The 18,219-nt window shown below is 57.0% G+C and carries 12 protein-coding genes and 1 pseudogene; 12 read left to right on the top strand and 1 reads right to left on the bottom strand.

The features are described from left to right. The first annotated feature begins 153 nt into the window (after positions 1–153). From L248_RS09690 to L248_RS15260, 10 genes are all read left to right on the top strand, one after another. Positions 154–1,323, top strand: a complete 1,170-nt coding sequence (locus L248_RS09690) for a CDP-glycerol glycerophosphotransferase family protein (RefSeq protein ID WP_051999979.1) — start codon at positions 154–156, stop codon at positions 1,321–1,323. Further along, positions 1,323–2,762, top strand: coding sequence for an oligosaccharide flippase family protein (locus L248_RS09695; RefSeq protein WP_022530031.1), 1,440 nt, complete (start codon positions 1,323–1,325; stop codon positions 2,760–2,762). Before L248_RS09690 ends, L248_RS09695 begins: the two co-directional genes overlap by 1 nt. After that, entirely contained in the window at positions 2,759–3,484 is a 726-nt protein-coding gene (locus tag L248_RS09700; protein WP_040536080.1) for a WecB/TagA/CpsF family glycosyltransferase, read from the top strand. Before L248_RS09695 ends, L248_RS09700 begins: the two co-directional genes overlap by 4 nt. Beyond that, on the top strand, positions 3,481–4,587 hold the full coding sequence (locus L248_RS09705; RefSeq protein ID WP_022530033.1) for a glycosyltransferase: 1,107 nt from the start codon (positions 3,481–3,483) through the stop codon (positions 4,585–4,587). Before L248_RS09700 ends, L248_RS09705 begins: the two co-directional genes overlap by 4 nt. Further along, positions 4,580–5,758, top strand: coding sequence for a glycosyltransferase family 2 protein (locus L248_RS09710; protein WP_022530034.1), 1,179 nt, complete (start codon positions 4,580–4,582; stop codon positions 5,756–5,758). The genes L248_RS09705 and L248_RS09710 overlap by 8 nt, the downstream gene beginning before the upstream one ends. Continuing rightward, positions 5,755–6,453: a glycosyltransferase family 32 protein gene (locus tag L248_RS09715; protein ID WP_022530035.1), complete on the top strand. Its 699-nt coding sequence runs from the start codon at positions 5,755–5,757 to the stop codon at positions 6,451–6,453. The genes L248_RS09710 and L248_RS09715 overlap by 4 nt, the downstream gene beginning before the upstream one ends. 183 nt (positions 6,454–6,636) lie before the next feature. Next, the gene (locus tag L248_RS09720; RefSeq protein WP_022530036.1) at positions 6,637–7,899 is read left to right on the top strand and encodes a carboxylate--amine ligase; all 1,263 of its coding nucleotides are present in this window, start codon (positions 6,637–6,639) and stop codon (positions 7,897–7,899) included. Between the two features lie 181 nt (positions 7,900–8,080). Further along, positions 8,081–8,602, top strand: a complete 522-nt coding sequence (locus L248_RS09725) for a universal stress protein (protein WP_022530037.1) — start codon at positions 8,081–8,083, stop codon at positions 8,600–8,602. Positions 8,603–8,753: 151 nt separating this feature from the next. After that, entirely contained in the window at positions 8,754–11,480 is a 2,727-nt protein-coding gene (locus L248_RS09730) for an LTA synthase family protein (RefSeq protein WP_022530038.1), read from the top strand. Between the two features lie 157 nt (positions 11,481–11,637). Next, a complete protein-coding gene (locus tag L248_RS15260; protein WP_022530039.1) occupies positions 11,638–12,786 on the top strand; it encodes a GH25 family lysozyme in 1,149 nt (382 codons plus the stop codon). Positions 12,787–13,482: 696 nt separating this feature from the next. Here L248_RS15260 and L248_RS09740 read toward each other — a convergent pair. Further along, a pseudogene (locus tag L248_RS09740) lies at positions 13,483–14,736 on the bottom strand (PTS sugar transporter subunit IIC); the annotation flags it as partial. A 423-nt stretch (positions 14,737–15,159) separates the two neighbouring features. On the opposite strand from L248_RS09740, the gene L248_RS09745 reads away from it, so the two are divergent. After that, positions 15,160–17,082, top strand: a complete 1,923-nt coding sequence (locus tag L248_RS09745) for a M13 family metallopeptidase (protein ID WP_051999982.1) — start codon at positions 15,160–15,162, stop codon at positions 17,080–17,082. 142 nt (positions 17,083–17,224) lie between these two features. Then, complete coding sequence (locus L248_RS09750) at positions 17,225–18,016, top strand: HAD hydrolase family protein (protein ID WP_022530042.1); 792 nt, start codon at positions 17,225–17,227, stop codon at positions 18,014–18,016. Positions 18,017–18,219 lie beyond the last annotated feature (203 nt).

An 18,219-nucleotide genomic window follows, 5' to 3' on the forward strand; every position in this document is an offset into this window, starting at 1 on the left:
ATGCCAGACACTAACCCGCCTCCCCACCTAGCGCAAAACAAGAAAGTGTCACTCCACCTGCACCCCGGGTAAAGATACCCTAAAGCCGTTGGTTGGCCCGGCAACCCTTTGGTATAATGTTGGCAGACTGACTTAACGAAAAGGGAGAAACGCATGGCACTCAAGCAAACACTGTTCGCAATGTATCTCAATCTCATGAAGGGGGTAGGCAAACTCATCCCCACCAAGGCGAATACCGTCACCATCTTGAACGGAGCTGGGCTCTCCGGCTCCAACGCCATGAGTTTCTACAATTATCTGAAAACCAACCACCCCGAACTCACCGTCCACCTGATCAACGGCTTCCCCAGCGCCCACCTCAGCTTCGCCACCTGGAAGCAGATCGCCCAGGCCAAGGTCTTGGTCGGGACGCACTGGCCCTTCAAGATCCACCGCGGCCAGCGCTTCCTCCAGCTGTGGCACGGCATACCGCTGAAACGGATGGGCTATTTGGCGTACAACGAAGAGGCTGCCGCGGCTGAGAAAAGCCATCGTTACTGGTGGCGCAACGTGGATTATCTGGCCAGTGCCGGTCCCCTGTACGATACGCTGATGAGTGCCTGCCAGGGCTTGTCGGCGGAACAGTTCCTGCACACTGGCTTTCCCCGCAATGACGAGTTTTTGATCGATCCGCCGACGGCCAAGCAAAGACGGGCGACCCTGGCCAGCTTGTTCAATGCCGGTGTGGTCAATGACCAAACCAAAATCTTCTTCTACCTGCCCACCTTTCGGATGGAAGCCGGCGCCACGGAACTGTCCGTACAGCTCCAAACCGGCAACATTTTTGGTTTGCAGGATTTTGACATGGCCGCATTTGAGCAACAGCTGGCGGACCATAACATCGTTGTGCTGGCGAAGCTGCACCCGGTGGAGGAACGGCAAGTGGACCCGGCTAAGTTTGCGACGGCACCGCACATTAAGGTGTTGACCAACGCCTGGTTCATTGAGCAAAACACCGAGCTTTATCAATTTCTCGCCGCCACTGACGGGTTGATCACCGACTATTCCAGTGTGTACTTGGATTACCTGCTGCTGGATCGGCCGCTGGTGTTCAACGTGCCCGATTTAGCCCATTATGAAAAGAGCCGGGGGTTCCTGCTGGCGCCTTACGATGCTTATACGCCAGGACCGAAGACGACCACCACGGCCGAGCTGGTAGCAGCTTTGAGCCGGGATGCGGCCGCCGATGCGCCGGCCCGTGCCCGTCTGCGCGCCCAGATGTATCCCCAGGGCACGGCGCCGGCGTGTCCGCAGGTCTATGACGCGATCAAGGGGTGGCTGTAGTGGGAAAATTATTCCGGAATTTCTTCTATAACGCGGTCTATCAGCTGTTCCTGCTGCTGGTGCCGGTAATTACCACCCCGTACCTGTCGCACGTTGTCGGGCCGGCCAAGCTGGGCATCAACAGTACCGTGAACTTCACGATCCAATTCGTGATGGTTTTCGGGGCGGCCGCCATGGGCCAGATTGGGACCCGGACGGTGGCCAAGGCCTGGGGCAAGAAGGACCACGAGGAACTGAGCAAGGCGTTTTGGGGTCTGTGGTACATCCAATTCATCCTCAGCGCGATCACCATCGGTCTTTTTCTGTTCGTCATGCTGGTCATCAAGCCGCCGTACTGGACGTACTTCCTGCTTCAGCTCCCGTTCCTGCTGGGCACGATGATCGATATCTCTTGGTTCTTCCAGGGCATCGCCGAGTTCGGCCGGGTGGTCCTGCGAAATACGATCATCAAGATCGTCTCCGTCGTCTTCATCTTTCTCCTGGTCAAGTCTCCGGATGACTTATGGAAGTACATGCTCATTCTGTCGCTGGGCAACCTGATCGGGAACTCCGTCTTCTGGTTCACGATTCGCCGCTATGTCGGCGGTCCCAGCCGGGCAGGGTTCTACCACCTGCGCCAGAGCCTGATCACCATCGGTATCCTGATGATCCCGCAGCTGGCCACGCAGGTCTACACCTCGCTGGATAAGACGATCCTCAGCCTGTTTCAGCCTGCGGCCCAGGTCAACTTCTATGATTCATCGCAGCGGATTGCCAACCTGGTTCTTTCGGTCATCACCTCGATCACCGTCGTGATGATGCCGTACATGGCCGCTTCCCGTGCCGAAGACCAGCAGCGCTACTTGAAGAAATCCTACGAGACCACGCTGGTCGTCGGGCTGTTCTTCATGAGTATCATCATGGCCAACACCCGCCAGTTCGTGCCTTGGTTCTTCGCCAACAGTTACAAGCCGATGATTCCGCTGATGGAATGGATTTCCCTGAGTATCATCTTTATCCCCGTCGGCGGCGTCTTCGCCAACCAGTTTGCCTTGGCCATCAACCGGGATAAGCAGTTTGCCATTCCTGTGGTCGTCGGCGCGGCCCTGTCGCTGGTCCTGAACTTCACGTTTGACCCGCTGCTCGGGGCTCATGGGGCGACCATGGATATTTTGATCGTCGAGTTTACCGTCATGGTGCTGCGGGTGTGGATCGTGCATAAGGATTACGATGCCAAGGACGTGTTCCACGACACGCCGAAGTACCTGGTGATGGGGGCCATCACGGTGGGCGTCGGTTTTCTGCTCCCCGACCTGATTCGGTCCACGTTCTTCAACATGGCGTACAAGTGTATCGTCATGTTCATCTTGTATGCGGCCATGTTCGCGTTCGGCCGCTTCGAATTGTTCGGCGACATTAAGCGCGTTGCCGGGCGCATGTTAAGGAGGAAATTGTCATGAGTCGGGTCGAGGTATTGGGCATGGGCTTCGATAACTTCACGATGGGGGAATTCATGGGCCGCTTGAAGAAACGCCTGGCGAATGAGCAGGGCACCTTCATCGTCACGGCTAATCCGGAAATCGTGATGTACGCGCGGGAGCACCCGGACTACCAGCAGCTGGTGGACGAAGCCGACTTCGTGACCGCCGACGGCATCGGCGTTGTCAAAGGCGCCCAGATGCTGGGCACGCCGCTGAAGGAGCGGGTGACCGGCTACGACCTGATGGAGAACCTGCTCCAGCTGGCGGCGGATGACGGTTACCGCGTGTTCTTCATCGGGGCCAAGCCGGGGATTGCGGAGAAAGCCGCCGCTAAGGCCCAGGCCCGCTTCACCGGGCTGCAGATCGTGGGCACCCATGACGGCTACTTCCCGCTGGGCGACGCCGGCGTGACCCGGGCGCTTGTCGCCGCCAAGCCGGACATCGTTTTTGCCGCCATGGGCTATCCCCGCCAGGAACAATTCATCTCCGGTATGCGCCGGCACTTGCCCGACGCGCTCTTCATGGGCGTGGGCGGCAGCTTTGACGTGCTTTCCGGCACGGTCAAACGGGCGCCGCAGGTCTTCCAGAAAGCCCATTTGGAGTGGTTCTACCGGCTGCTCAAGGAACCCACCCGGGCCAAGCGGATGCTGGTCCTGCCCCGCTACCTGAATGCGGTCCGGCGGGAGGCGAAGAAGCGATGACCAAGGTCCTGCATATCAATGCCGGCCTCGAGAACGGCGGCGGTCTGACCCACATTGTCTCTTTACTCCAGGACTGGCAGGGGCCGGCCGTGCACCTGCTGGTGTTTGCCGAGGGGCCGGTTGCTCAGGCTGCCCGGGCGGCGGGGATTCCCACCACCGTCTTGCACTTCAAGAGCCGCTACGATCTGGGCGTCCTCAAGAGCCTGGCCGACTTCATTAACGCCGGCGGTTACGATATCGTCCACGCCCACGGTGCCCGGGCAGTGCTCTTCCTGCGCCTGATCAGCCGGCGCATCCGCTGCCTCAAGGTAGCCACCGTCCACAGCGACCCCCAGCTGGATTTCATGGGCCGGGGCGTCATCGGCGACGCCTTCACTAAGCTTTACATCAGCTCCTTGAAGAAAATGGACCACCTTTACCCGGTGTCCAGCCCCTTTTACGACCGGCTGCGCAGCTTCGGCATTCCCGCAGACCGCCTCACGCTGATTCTCAACGGCATTACCTTTGCGGCGGCACCGCCAGTACGCACGGCCCACACCGGCTTCAATATGATCTACGTGGCCCGGCTGCACCCGGTCAAGGACCACGCCTTACTGCTGCGGGCTTTGGCCCAAGTGCATCTGCCCCACGCCCATCTGTGGCTGGTGGGGGACGGGCCCGAACAGGCCGCGCTCCAGCAGCTGGCCGCCGACCTGCACCTGACGGACACGATCACCTTCAGCGGTTTCCAGACACCCGCCCAGATCCGGGCCTTGTATCTCCGCATGGATCTGGCGCTGCTCACGTCCATCTCCGAGAGCTTCCCGCTAGTTCTTCTGGAAGCCGCCAACGCCGGCGTGCCGGTCCTCAGCAGCAAGGTGGGGGACGTGGCCAAGCTCGTCGCCCACCCCGACCTGGGCTACCTCTTCACCCCCGGCGACCAAGCCGGCCTCGCCGCCCAGCTCCAAGCCGCTTACCGCGATTGGGGATTGGGCACCCTGGCGGCCAAGGGCAGTGCGCTGCGCACATACGCCGCCGCGCATTTCTCCCTCCACCAGCTGCAAGACACCCTCTGGCACAGTTACCAAGACTTATTGAGAAAGGAGCCCGTCCGCCATGGCTGATCAACTGATCACGCTGCTCATGCCGGTCTTCAACGACGAAGACACGGTGCTGGCCACCCTGCAGTCCATCGTCGGCCAGGATTATCGCCGCTGGGAGCTGATTCTCATCAACGACGGGTCCACGGACCGGACGCCCCAAGTGGTGGCCAAGTTCGTGGCCGACCATCCCACCGCGCCGATCACCGTGATCAATGAAGAAAATGCCGACCAGCTTAACGCGCTGCTGGCCGGGGTCGACCTGATCCGTGGGGACCTGGTCTACATCATCCACGGCGACGACTTGCTCGCTGACCATGGGGCCCTGGGCCGGATGAACGACGCCATGCAGGACCCCGACTTGGACGGCGTGATGGCCGACCTGATCACCATCGATCACAGCGGCCGAGAAGTGGGTCGGCAGAAGGTCCAGCAGTATGCCATTGCCCCCTATGTCGTGGGTCAGCAGACACTCTGGCTGGGCCGCAACCTGTTCGTCGACTTCGCCGTCTGGCGCACTGCGGTATTCTGCGACAGCGTTCAAGCCAATTACCTGACCTGGAACACCGTGGCCTGGCTGGACTTCCGCCAGACACCGCCGCGTCAGCTGCGCATGGCCAACGCCCCTCAGCCGTTTATTCGGTACCGGGTCGGGTCCGGCCACTACATCGCCAGTCCGGTGGGGATGCTCAACGTCATTAACGGCGAACTGCGCACGCTGGTGTCGCTCCTGGCCAATTACCGGGCGCCCCATTATGCCCGCCAGTACCAGCACTTCCGTATCGCCAACAAGCTCCACGCTTTGCGCTTGTACCGGCCCCGCATCCTGGCGGAACGTACGCCGCGCAATGAGGTGGCCGAGATCATTCGGCTGGCCCTAAGCAAGTATCCCGCACTGCCCACCAATCCCTACCTGCCCGCACTGATCGGCTTTTACCGGGCAGTCGGCGAGCGGACAATCCACCTCAGTCTGCCGCCGGAGTTCACCGTTTGGTACGGCAAGGACATGCGGGTGTTCAACACGGCCATGCTCAGTGCGGAGTTGCCGGATATTTACGGTGAACTGTTCACCCAGATGACCCAGGGCTTCACGACGGCGATCGTGCCCGCGGGGCAGGGGACAGCCGTGCGGGACGTCCTGCACTTTCTGAACATTGGTCCTTATGTCACCGTGAAGGAGGAAGAGACCCATTGATACCGAAGAAAATTCATTACGTCTGGGTCGGCGGTCAGGAGAAACCAGCGGCCATCAAACGCTGTATGGCCACCTGGCAGCAACACCTGGCCGGATACGAGATCATCGAATGGAATGAACATAATTTCGACCTGACGAAGAATAAGTACGTGCGTGAAGCCTACGCCGCCAAAAAGTGGGCCTTCGTCAGCGACTACATCCGAGCGGCCGTGATCGAACAATACGGCGGTATTTACTTAGATACCGATGTCCTCGTCCTGGACGACCTGACCAGTCTGCTGAACGACCGGGCCTTCGTCGGCTTCGAGAACGCCCAGTATCCCTTCACCGCGGCATTCGGCGCCGAAGCCCACCACCCCTTGGCCCAGAAGATGCTGGCGGAATACGACGACGCCCGCTTCACCTTTGACAAGGGTGACCAAATGGCTGGGGTGAACACCAAGTCGGTGTCGGACATTCTGATCACCGACTTCCATTGCGTGCCCAACAACCAGGAACAACTGCTGACCGACGGCATCCGCGTTTATCCCGACACGGTGCTCTGCAACCCCAGCGGCCAGTCCCGCACCATCCACGTCTTCACCGGCACTTGGATGGAGGGCCAGAAGCCATTGAAGCGGCGCATCAATAAGTGGGTCAAGCTGCGGCTCACCAGCAAGCGGCGGGCGGCTCTGTACCAGCGGGTCTTCCGCTGACGCCGTCGAGGCCCGGCGAATTATGGTATAATTCACACCGTGTACTGCATTGTTTCAGAAAATAACGCCAGCGGGGGCACCGGGCGGACGGGCCGGCATTACGGCCTGACTGCCCGCTTTTCTCACTGCCGCCGGTGCGGAACAATGTATTAAATCGTAAATCAATAAGGGGTTGTCTTCTTAATGACACCAGAATTTACCCCCATCATTCTGGGGAGTGACATGAACGCATACGGGATGGCCCGGGCCTTCCATGAAGCATACGGCATTAACGTGCACTGTATTGCCTCCGACCCGCTGGCGCCCACCCGCTATTCCAATATCCTGACGCTGGAGTTCCACCACGGTTTCGAGGAGGATCCGGTCTTCATCGACACCATGCACGAGGTGGCCAAGCGCTACGCCGACCATCCGGAGCCAGTCATCCTGCTGGCCATGGGCGACGCTTACGCCGAGCTGCTGGCTAAGCACAAGGACTTCCTAGAGCAGACCTTCATCGTGCCCGTCGCCGACTACAAACTGCTGCGTCGGTTGAACAACAAGGAGAGCTTCTACCAAGTTGCCGAGGAACACGGCCTGCCGTATCCGAAGACCAAGATCATCACCAAGGCGATGTACGAGAAGAAAGAGGATCTGGACGTTCCCTTCACGTATCCCGTGGCCTTGAAGCCGGCCAACTCCGTGGAATGGCTGGATATTCAGTTTGAAGGCCGAAAGAAAGCGTTCGTCATCCACTCCGAGACCGAGTACCTGGACGTTGTCGGGAAAATCTATGACAACGGCTATACCAGCGACCTGATCCTGCAAGAATTCATCCCTGGGGACGACTCGAATATGCGGACCCTCAACGCCTACGTCAGCAAGGATCACCAAGTTAAGCTGATGTGCCTGGGCCACCCGCTGCTGGAAGACCCGACCCCCGCGGCCATTGGCAATTACGTCACCATCCTGCCGGAGTATAACCAGGACGTGTACGACGTCGTTCAGAAGTTCCTGGAGGAGCTGGACATCACCGGTTACGTCAACTTCGATATGAAGTTCGACCCCCGGGACAACACCTTCAAGTTCTTCGAGATCAACCTGCGCCAGGGCCGTTCCAGTTTCTTCGTCACCCTGACCGGCTACAACCTGGCCCGCTTCGTCGTGGACGATTACGTCACCGGCACCCTGGCCGACGCCCCCACCGTCTACGCGAATAAAATCCAGTCGCAGCACATGCTCTGGCTGGGGGTCCCCGTGAAGCTGTTCAAGGATTACGCGGTGGACAACGAGTACAAGCAGCAGGCGCTCCAGCTCATCGACTCCGGCCGCTACGGCACGACGGTCTTCTACAAGAAGGACATGAACATCCGCCGCTGGGTCCTGCTGAAGTACATGTTCCACAACTACATCCCGCGGTACAAGAAGTATTTCGAAGAGAACAAGGGCCGGGACATCGGCCGTTAATCGTTAAGAAAGAAAGGGGCAGGCCCGGGCGGTCTGGCCCTTTCGTGCTGACCAGGGCGCTTGCGCGGTGCCGCAGACGGCTGCCCGCTGCCACACAAGTCCGCCGGCGAAACAATTGGTACACAAATCCGCGCGTTTCGCCGTATACTGGAAATGGGAAAAGAAGAAAGGATGTTGCAGCATGGCTCAACCTGAAATCGAACAGTTTAAAGTCAGTACCCGCCACTTTAACCGGATCATGATCGCCATTGACGACGACGATTTTATTTCGTCCCGCTTTGCCTTTGATTACGCCTGTACGGTCGCCAAGATGTATTCTGTACCGCTGGCGATTGCGTCGGTGATGGAGACCGGGGACCTGAACGTATTCCAGTCCCTGGATCCGGAGACCCTGGCGGCCCACCGCCAGGATGTGGCCAATGATTTGAACGCTTACGTGGAGAAAGCCAAGGCGTTCGGCATTCTCGACGTGGTGCCCTTGATTGGCGAGGGCAAGCCCGGCAAGGTCATCGTGGATGAGATGGTGCCCCAGTTCAAGCCGGACCTGATCGTGGTCGGTTCTGAAACGCATAAGGGCGCCCGCCACCAGACCATTGGGTCTGTGGCGGCCTTTGTCACCCGGTACGCCCCGTGCACTGTCATCGTGGTGCGGGATCCGAGTTCGAGTCCGAAGCCAACGGATGAACCGAGTGCACGGCAGTAAGTGCAAATGTCAGTCCCAGCAGGGCATCCCCCAGCGGATGTCCTTTTTGATTGGCTGTCCAACGGCCCGCGAAATATTAGGCGCAGTAGCATATAATGGCTAATAGCACGTTCGAACGCATGACCTGAAGGATAACGGAGGAATCACAATAATGGAACAACACGGGATAAATCGAGTCAACATCAACCACGGTGCCAGCCAGTTGGCGTTTGCTTTTCTGGCCACAGCGGGGGCATTTGGCAGCTCCCCATTGTGGGCGGCTACTGCACCGGCAGCGGGGCGGTTAGTTCTCGCCCGGCTGCTGGGCGGATTGACCTTGTTCGCCGCCGTGGTCATTGCGCTGCTGTATGGCCGGTGGCTGAAGAGCCACCCAGCGGCTTACCGCGCATGGTCGACCTATGTTGTTCTGCTCTTGGCCTGGGCGGGGACTGTGCTGACGAGCTGGTTTTTAAACTTGGTTTTCCTCATGCCCGTGCCCACCTGGACCCGGTTTTGGCATATTTTCCGGTTTGCGTTTGATCCCACGATGCCGGCGTTTGCCGTTTTTTGGCTATTACTGATCGGGCCAGTCAGTACCGCCGGGTTCATCCGTCTGTCTCGCCGGCGCCAGTACTGGCTGCTCGGGGGACTGAGTCTCATCGTAATCGGCCTGGTGATACAGCCGTGGCTGTCTCTGAATCGGGTCATTCTGTTGCTGCCCGTGCTGCTGATTGTCCTTTGGACCGTCAATGCTGTTCCGCGCACCGCACAGACAGCCACAAAAACTGACGGCACCGCGCTCATCGGTTTCGTGACCGCTTTTGCTCTCCTCAATGGGGATCCGCAGCTGATGACTGAATGGTGGCAGGACGGTGTCCGGGCATTGACCGATCTGCGCCGCAGCTATACCAGCTTGATCCGGGCCGACATCATGCCGATTCTGGTGACCACCGTATTGGTTTGGCTCTTGGCGGCGGTGATTACCCGCATCTTTTCTGCTTCTGGCGAAGAAAGCGGACTCGGCCGCCCAAAGCAATGGCTGCAAACGGCCTTGGCCGGCATCGTCGTTATGCTCTCATTCTACTTTCTGCAGGCGTCGAGTTCATTATTCAATTTTGGCCAGATGAGCGGTTATCTCAGTGATCGGCCCACTGTGGGCTTGATTGCATTGAACATCGTGATTCTGCTGCTGGTATTCCTGGTCATCGTTTTTTTGATCAATCGATTTTGGGTCAGCCTGGGGGTTTATGCGCTGATTGCCGCGGTGGCGTGCTTCGCCAACTTTCAAAAATCGGCGCTGCGGGATGAACCCGTCGTTCCCTTGGATTTACAGAGTATTTCGATTTTGCCGGAACTGATCAATATGATCGGCACCAAGCTTGTGGTGGCTTTTCTGATTATTCTCGTGGCTGTTCTCGCGGCATTGATTGCGGTCCAGTGGCGCTCCCGCGATGGCCGAATGTTTCACTGGAAGGCCCGCCTGCTGATTGGTCTGGTGGGGATCGTGGGACTGGCTGGCATGGTGTGGGGCATGCCGACAGTCAATCCGGGCTGGAACGGTAAGAAACGCACGGCGTTCGCCACCGTGGTGGTCAAGGCCCACTATCTGCCAACGCAGGTGTCGTCGCCTAAGTGGAACTATCAACAGAATGGGGTACCGGCAGCCTTCACCAGTATGATTCGGGTAAAGATCATGAATCAGCCGGCGGATTACTCCGCGGATACCATGCGAGAAATTGCGAATCGTTACCGGCAGCGGGCCAAAAAGATCAATGCCCAACGGCAGCGGACCTTGAATTCCCAAACGGTCATTTACATTCTCAGTGAAAGTTATGCTGATCCGAGCCGCGTGCCTGGGGTGAAACTGAGCGGCGTGCCTAACCCTTATCTGCGCCAAATTAAGGCGGCTAATACATCGGGGGTGCTTGATTCCTACGGGTACGGCGGCGGCACAGCCAACATCGAATTCGAGACGCTGACCGGGCTCTCAATGGATAACTTTGCGCCGGCGATGACCGTGCCTTATGTATACGTTGTGCCCAAAGCCAGTTACTTGCCCAACGTCATCTCCACTTTTCGGACCAAGAACGCCATTCATCCCTTCACCGGTACGACCTATCAGCGTAATGTGGCCTTCAAGAAGATGGGCTTCCAAGATTTCTATGCTGATAGCAGCGGGACCAAGAAGATTACTTACACCCAGCGTTTGGACAACAGCAGTTTTGTCAGCGATCAGTCTGCCTTCATGGAAGTGCTGAAGCTGCTCAAAGAGAAGAAGCAGCCGCAGTTCATTCAGCTGTCCACCATGCAAAACCACTTGCCGTATCCTTCTGGGACATACAAGACGACCTGGCCTATGAAGACCGATTTGACAGATAACGCCGCCTCCGAATTACAAACCTACACCCAGGGTCTGCATTACACCGATGCGGCGCTCAAACATTTGATTGCCCAAGTGAACCGGATGAAGCGGCGGGTGACCATTGTCTTTTATGGCGATCATCTGCCGGGTATTTACGCCTTCAAGCAGGACAACACGCAGAAAATGAAGCAGTACGACAACATCCTTCATCAAAGCGACTACTTTATTTACAGTAATTTCAAGACGGCCAAACAGAACCGCCCGGTGGCGTCGGCTAACATGTTTACGCCCCTGATGCTGGCCCAAACCGATAGTCAGGTATCCCCGTACTACGCATTGCTGACACAGATGGCCGACAGCGTACCCGCCATAGAACACGGCAAGTACATGAACGAAAAAGGGGAATACATTGCCTCTGTCGCCCTGTCGTCAGCCCAGAAAAAGCTGCTCCACGATTATTTATTGGTCCAGTATGATGTCACCACCGGTAAAAACTACCTGCACCAAGAGGGGTTCTACACCATGCCTGCCCATTAGTGGGAATTATCACGATGACGCAGTGCGGATTCCGCATTGCCGGACCATGTCGTATCGGCGGCCCTTTGTAAACCAACCGTAATGCACATTAAGGACGGTACCGGGTATACTGTAATGGTCGGTAGTTAATATTGATTTAAATTTAGGAGGAATTCGCATGCAACATCACAAGACGTGGAAACGCATACTGCTCACCGCGTTTCTCACATTTTTCGTCGGTCTTTTTGGCTTTAATTCACTCGCTCAGGCGACAACTTATGGCCTTTTTGCCGACGTGGCCAGTTATCAACCCGATGACGTGATCTTCTTCAAGAGTCTGGTGACGAACCAAGTCGCTGGTGTCGTCGTGAAGCTGACCCAGGGGAGTGCTGACGGGGACGCTTACGTCAACCCGAAGGCAGGGAACCAAATCGCTGCGGCTAAAGCAGCGGGCTTAAAGGTCAGTCTTTACCATTACGCCTCGTATTCTGGTACCCAGGACGCGAAGAATGAAGCTGATTTCTTTGCCAGCAAAATCAGTCAGTATGGCTTGGGCAAGGATACCGTTGTGGTGGATGACGTGGAGGATTCCTCTCTGAGCAATCCTTATGGCGATACCGTTACCTTCCAGGCGCGGTTAGCCAGTTATGGGTACACTAACCAAGTGACCTACTCCATGGCCTCTTGGTTCTGGGCTAACAAGCTGCCCCGGACGTACCCGATCTGGGTGGCCAACTACGGTGTTGATTCACCGCAAGTAGACAACGCCGCAGCGTGGCAGTATACAAACAACTTCAACGGCCAGCATGTCGACATGAGTTATGACTTCTCCGGTTTGTTCACCACTGGCGGCAATTCATCAGCGACGACAGACAAGATCGTGCAAGTCAAGAATTCGATCGGCATCCCGCTGTGGAACGGGTACGGCAGCAGCAAGTCATACGCTGGCCGTTACCTGGGCAACAATTCCCGGTGGAAGATCTGCGCGCAGATTTATGCTGATGGCAAGTATTGGTATGAAATCGGCCGCAACCAATGGATTGAATCCACGGATACGAACTGGCCTAACGGGTATGGTAATTCCACCACACCGACGGCCGACAATAAGGTCATCAAAGTCCAATATATGTCCGGCTACAGCATCGCGCTGTGGAACGGGTACGGTGCCAGCCGGAAGTTCTCCGGCCGTTACCTGAAAGACGGTTCCGCTTGGAAAGTAACCCGCCAGGTCTTCTCTGATGGTGAGTACTGGTACCAGATCGGTGCGAACCAGTGGGTAGAAGGCAACTATACGGATAATCCCAGCGGCTTGGCTGCATTTAACTAAAAATATGAGTCATTCATTCACCGTGTCTGTTGAGGGCACGGTGTTTTTTTGCGTGAACGGGGTGAGTGGCTGCAAGGAGAGAAATCGCTGAGGGTGCGTCTCAAGGTGGTTACAGACACCCCCCAAGGGCCATGTTAAGCTTCCTAAGCGCCGGGAAAACAGGCTCGGTAGCAAAGTGTAGCAGTGGCCGGGGCAGCCCTGAACAGCACGTGGCGGGACGACTGGGCCAAATTCGTCAGTCACGTCAGCAAACAAGTTTGTCACGCCTCAGGAAGGGCAGACCGGTGTCCGATACGTCACGTGATAGTGGGCGCATTTATCGCCCAGTGCACAGCTACCGGATTTGAGAACAGACTGCCAGTGCCCAGATTGAGTGCTGGGGTGTGGATGTCCGTGGGAGGATGATGCAACGGGAATGCGGATACGTTCAGACCACGCGCTCGTCAGTCTGTCTGGTCGGGAACGGCTTGGACAGCGAAGACAGAATTGGGCATAGAAAAAGGCCCTCAATCGCTTATTGACGATTGAGGGCCTTGTGTTCTTTGCTGCGGGGGGCACCAGATTCTTCGTTTGGGAGGGACGTAGAATCAAGCGCGGGAGCTATACAGTGGCGTGACCTTTACTCTCCTTAGCTGCGTCACCTGTTGACGTACTGGCATCAATGGTCGCCGTTGCGTCGTCAGACACAACGGTCTTCTCTTCCCGGTTAGCAATGACGGTCGCCATATAGACAAACGGGGAGTAGATAACAACCGAAATGACGATGTTCACGGCAGCCAAGACGCCGCCTTGCCAACTCGCGGTGGCAATCACACCACCGATGATTGGCGGGGTGACCCAAGGCGGCATGGCGATCGCTGCGGGCACTAGTCCGCCAGCAGTGGCGAAGTAGGCCACGGTGACACAGATCATGGGGGTCAGGATGTACGGGATGAACAAGATCGGGTTCAAGACGATCGGCAGGCCGAAAGTCAGCGGCTCGTTGATGTTGAAGATCCCAGGGGCAGCGGCCAAAGCGCCGACGGTCGTATATTGCTTGTTCTTCCGGCCGACCAGCAGGATAGCGATGAGCAGGCCGATGGTCACACCGGTACCGCCCATGTTGACGAAGGAATCAAAGAAGGGCTTGTTGACGATGTACGGAATCTTCTTGCCGGCCTTGAAGGCGGTCAAGTTGGCCGTAATCGCCGGTGCGTTGATCGTCTGCATGAAGGGCTCGATCATGTTGGCCCCGTGCAAACCGAAGAACCAGAGCAGCGGGGTGATGAAGGCCAGCAGCAAGGCCATCGGGTAAGAGGACGCCATCCCCATGAACGGCTGCTGGGCGATCTTGTAGAACCAAGTCACGACGTTGCTGATCTGAGCGGCGTTGAACAGGGTGGTGATGAAGCCCCAGAACGTAATGACGATCATTGCCGGCAGCAGGGCCGCGAAGGACTTGGCCACTGCGGGCGGCACACCGTCGGGCATCTTGATGATCAAGTGCTTGTTGCCGGACAGCTTACGGAACATTTCTGTCGATAGCAGGCCGACGATCAGGGCGATGAACAGACCGGAGGAATCCATACCGGCCAAACCGCCGACGGTGAAGAAAGAACCGACGGAGACGACCCCGGCCGCTAAGCCGGAGACTTTATAACTGGTCGCCAAGTTGTAGGCGACCAGGAAGGCGATGAAGACGGATAGGACAGCGAAGGTCCCGTTCCAGACGTTCCCTCCGAGTTTGGTCCAAATGAAGGCTTTGTCGACCTGTTCCGAGAATATCTTATTCATGAAATCTTGGAATCCGGGGATCGGCAAGTTGTTGAGTAATACGGCGAAGGCCCCGAGGATCATCAGGGGCATTGTATAGACGAAGGCATCCCGGATCGCAACCAAGTGGCGTTGATTTCCAATCTTGGATGCAATCGGCAGGAAGTGCTTTTCCATCCAACTAATGAATGATTGCATACAGCTTTCTCCTCTCCTTACACATGTTGTATTCGCTTACCACATTGTTATACCACCATTCTTTGGTCTAGAGCAATCTGACAAAGGGCGGTATACCGGACATTAAATGAAAAACTTATCAGCCCGGTAGAATCGTCTTATACGGTCTAGACCAGTTGAGATATATCAGAAATCTGTGGAAAAATTTATTTTATTGGTTATTGAAATCGATTTCCTCGGATTCATCAGAGATTGGTCAGAATTCCGGTATGACGGCGCCTTTTGCCCACTTTTGGGTGATGACAGTCGTTATTTAATCAGCCGTTAGAGAAACACAGCCTGACCGGACAAGGCCGCCCGTGTTCCTTTCTTACCACCGTTGTATAATGTGGATGTGTGCCCCCGTCCCTGGTGGGCAATCCTTCTGTGAGGAGTGATCGATAGATGGAACGAGATACGGGCGTGTACGGCCCCAGCGGTGTCGCGTACAAAGATAATTTATACGAAGCAGTGAACGGTGAGTGGGAAAAGACGGCCAAGATTCCGGCGGACCGCGCCGGTGTCGGCGGCTTCAACGACCTGAGCATTGCCGTGGAGAAGCAGCTGATCGCTGACTTGAACAACATGGGTGAGCTGGAATCCACCAGCGACAAGCCTGAACTGCAGCAAGCGGTGCGTTTCTTTCAGCTGGCCATGGACTTCGACCGGCGCGATAACCAGGGGACGCATCCCATCATGCCCCTGCTGAAGCGGGCCATTGAGCTGACCAGCTTCGCCGACCTGGATGCCCAGGGCGGCAGCTGGTACGAGACCTTCCCGGTGCCGTTCCAATTCACCGTGGAACCGGATATGAAGGATACCGCGCACAATGCCGTGTATGCTTACGGGCCGGGGCTGATCCTGCCGGACACGACCTATTACGCCGACGACAATCCCCAGCGGGATAAGCTGCTGGGCATTTGGCGCAAGATGGCCGTTCAGTTGCTGGTCGCCGCCGAGTTTTCTGAGACCGATGCCGAACGGATGGCCGACGGGGCGCTCAAGTTCGACCGCAGTCTGGTGCCTTTCTCCAAGTCTGGAGAAGAATGGGCGGATTATCCGGCGATGTACAATCCGGAGCCGCTGGACGAATTCCTCACCCATTCGTCCGTCATCAACTTCCGCAAGTTCTTGAAGGACTTGCTGCCGGCGGAGCCGACCACCGTCATCGTGACGGAACCGCGCTACTTCGCTCACTTCAACGAAATTATCAACCAGGAGACCTTCCAGGACCTGCACGACTGGATGATCATCCGCTTCTTGATTGGTGCCAGCCAATACTTAAGCAACGACCTGCGGGTGCTGGGCGATACCTTCCATCGGGCCATCACCGGCAGTGCCGAATCCCCCGACGAGACGAAGAGCGCGTATTACATGACGAACCGCTACTTCGACGAAGTCATCGGTCAATATTATGGGGAGAAATACTTCGGCGATACCGCCCGGCAGGACGTGCGCAAGATGATCCAGACGATGATCACCGTTTACGAGGAGCGGCTGACCAATAACGATTGGCTCAGCGCCGCCACCCGGAAGAGTGCCATCGACAAGCTGGAGAAAATTGTCGTCAAGGTCGGCTATCCGGACAAGTTGCGGGCCCTCTATGGTGAATTCCACGTGGACCGCCAGGCCAGTCTCTTCGACAATGCCGAATCGTTCAATACGCTGATTCAACGGGATATGTTCGGCAAGTTCGTCAAGCCGGTGGACCGGACGGAGTGGGGGATGCCAGGCAGCTTAGTCAATGCCCAGTACGACCCGTCCCGGAACGACATTACCTTCCCGGCGGCCATCTTGCAGGCGCCTTTCTACAGCTTGGACCAGACGGCGTCCCAGAATTACGGCGGCATCGGTGCGGTCATTGCCCACGAGATCTCCCACGCCTTCGATAATAACGGCGCGAAGTTCGATGCGTACGGCAACTTGAAGGACTGGTGGACGAAGGCAGACTTCGCCGAGTTCAATAAGCGGACCCAGGCGATGGTCGCCGAGTTTGACGGCCTGCCTTACGCCGGCGGCAAGGTGAACGGCAAGCTGATCCTCGGCGAGAACGTGGCCGACCTGGGCGGCATGTCCGCGGCCCTGGAAGCGGCGAAGAAGGATCCGGCGGTCGATCTGCAGGCCTTCTTCATCAACTGGGCGCGGGTCTGGCGCGGCAAGTACACCCAAGCCAACATGACGGCCCGGCTGGCCACCGACCCCCATGCGCCCAACGTTCTGCGCGCGAATATCCAGCCCCGCAACTTCCAAGACTTCTACGCCGCCTTCAATGTCCAGCCCGGTGACGGGATGTACATGGATCCGGCCAAGCGCGTGCACATTTGGTAATATTTTGACAGAAAAGCCGTCAGGATCGGCGGAAATCCGCGAGAAAGTGGGATTTCGCCGACACTGGCGGCTTTTTGCCAAACAAACAATGTATACGCTTGCAGAGACATGTGATACCATTAACTTGGAGGTGGTATCCAGAGTGAAAAAACAATTATTGGTGTGTGCCTTCAACGATGCCATTATCGACAAGCAGGGGGCCATCGCACCGGGCAGCTTAGACCAAATCAAACAATTTATCGACGCCGGCAACGCGTTTGCCATCACCACGCCGCACCTTGACGCGGCGATTCGGTACGTGGAGAACGTGAACGGCTTCAAGGCGACGTATCGGGTGAGCCAGCAGGGCAGCGTGGCCCTGGACAGCCATGACGACGTCATCTTCCAAGCCGTGCTGGGTTCGACCGTCGTGCACGAACTCAACCGGATCGTGTTTGCCGGCAGCTGGCAGGTGGCCATCACCACGGCCGCCCACCGCTATGTGACAGCAGGCACAAAGTACCCCGCCCGTTGGGAATTTGCCCGCAACGACGTGCCGGTGGATGATTTGCAGACGGTCACGGACCGGGCGAATTTCAAGCCGTTGACGTATGAACTGATTGGCACAGTGGCGGACATGAAGCAGACGGCCTTAGCGATTCGGTACGCGTTGGGTCATTTGGTGCAGGTCGACACACCGAACGAGACGACCCTGCTGGTCCGCTCGCTGGACGCATCACCGGCCAACGCCTTGCTCCAGATCATGCACGTGGATGGTTTTGCCCCGGACGATGTCATCGTCGTCGGCAACGACGCCAGCGTCTTGCCCCTCTTCGATTTGTCCGGCCGCACTTTTGCGGTGGGCCAAGCCGATGCGGCGGTGGTGCAGGCGGCCCACCAGAAGATTGGGTCGCTGGGTGAGTTGATCGAGCGGTCGTTTACCGTGGCAGAATAGTCGATGTTAACGAAGAGCAAACAATGTCAGTTGGCGTTGTTTGCCCTTTTTGTGGCGAATCAGGAATAAATTGATATATAAAAGCGTTTTCTTTTCTCAAAACTCGAGGTATGATAATATCAAATTATCAACGGGAATTGGCAATTTTTGACAATCGGGAGGATATGTATACATTCCGTGCGAGATGTGTGCATGAAGAATGG

The sequence above is a fragment of the Schleiferilactobacillus shenzhenensis LY-73 genome (assembly GCF_000469325.1).
GTDB lineage: Bacteria > Bacillota > Bacilli > Lactobacillales > Lactobacillaceae > Schleiferilactobacillus > Schleiferilactobacillus shenzhenensis.